This is a genomic window from Lacrimispora amygdalina (assembly GCF_003432035.1).
GTDB lineage: Bacteria > Bacillota > Clostridia > Lachnospirales > Lachnospiraceae > Lacrimispora > Lacrimispora amygdalina.
Genome location: NZ_QOHO01000046.1, coordinates 1 through 1,373, shown reverse-complemented (window position 1 = coordinate 1,373; position 1,373 = coordinate 1). Strand labels below are relative to the sequence as shown.

The window sequence follows — 1,373 nt, the reverse complement described above, 5'->3', positions numbered from 1 at the left end:
TTCGTTCTCCTTTCATAAATCTAAAAAGAGTATGCCCGTTTCAGCTGGAAATAAACTCCATTTGAATAAAATCGGGTAGGAGGTAGATAATTATTTTATCTACCGACCTTCCCTTCGATGTATGGGAGTATGTTTTCTAAGGTTCTTTCTGCACTTTTTCTGCTTTTACAGAAAATCATACAGTCATCCGCATAGCGGACGAATCTGTGTCCTCTGCGTTCCAGTTCCTTGTCCAACTCATTCAGCATGACATTGCTAAGCAACGGACTAAGTGGTCCACCTTGGGGCATTCCGACTTCTGTTCGTTCAAATATCCCCTTTGCCATAACTCCCGCATTGAGATATTTATGTATTAACGAAATCAGTCTGCCATCTTTGATGGTTCTTGACAATACCTCTATCAGCTTACTCTGGCTCACCGTGTCAAAGAACTTTTCCAAGTCCATATCTACCACGTATATATAGCCGTCATTTACATTCTTTTGGCACTGTTTGAGCGCTTCATGTGCTCCTCTTTTGGGGCGGAATCCAAAACTGTTATCTGAGAATCTCTCTTCGTAGATTGGAGTCAGTTCCTGGGTGATTGCCTGCTGTATCACTCGGTCAACTACCGTAGGAACACCAAGTCTTCTTACTTCGCCTTTTGTTTCTTTGGGTATTTCGACCCGTCGAACTGGATTGGGTTTATATTTACCTGTCCTTATCTCTTGGATTAGAGTGTCTTGGTTTTCTCTTAAGTAGGGTAGAAGTTCATCTACCTGCATTCCATCAATTCCACCTGCTCCCTTATTTGATTTCACTTGTTTATATGCCTTATTAAGGTTATCTTTCCGTAAAATCAAATCCAAAAGATTGTTCGTCCAATAGTCTGTGATGATACCGCTCTTTTCAGTAATCTTAGAGTAGTCGAACACTTCTGCATACTCTTTCTGTTCCGCAGATACCATTTGCAGATAGTCTTCCATATGAAGTTGTCTGTTCTTAAATCTACTTTCAGTTACTTTCATTGCTTGTATCTCCTAAAGTTTAGTCCTTCCCATTATGTTTGCAACCATCTTGGTACTATGACCTCTGCTGACTTCTTGCCATTCGTTGTTACTACAAGTTTCATACTCTGTTTTCACTTGCTGACAAGACCTCCCTTGGTACCACACGTTTCTTTCTCTCCATCTATCTGCCACATTTACTACAGTTAATTCCGAGTAGTTATTGGACTTCAGTTTGTTGTGCAACTTTATCCTTAACCATAGCCTGATGTGGTTTCTGTTCGTCAGATCAGAGATTTGCCTCCACCTTCCTTCAGATTCCATCTCACGGTGGACACCCTTGGTCTTGGCTGTATCCTTCCCACTACCTGTCTCTTATCTCCTTCT

1 protein-coding gene is annotated in these 1,373 nt (G+C 41.2%); it reads right to left on the bottom strand.

Translation table 11 applies throughout. The annotated features are described in order from the left end of the window. Positions 1-95 precede the first annotated feature (95 nt). Positions 96-1,007, bottom strand: coding sequence for a group II intron reverse transcriptase/maturase (gene ltrA, locus DS742_RS15035; protein WP_367575504.1), 912 nt, complete (start codon positions 1,005-1,007; stop codon positions 96-98). Positions 1,008-1,373 lie beyond the last annotated feature (366 nt).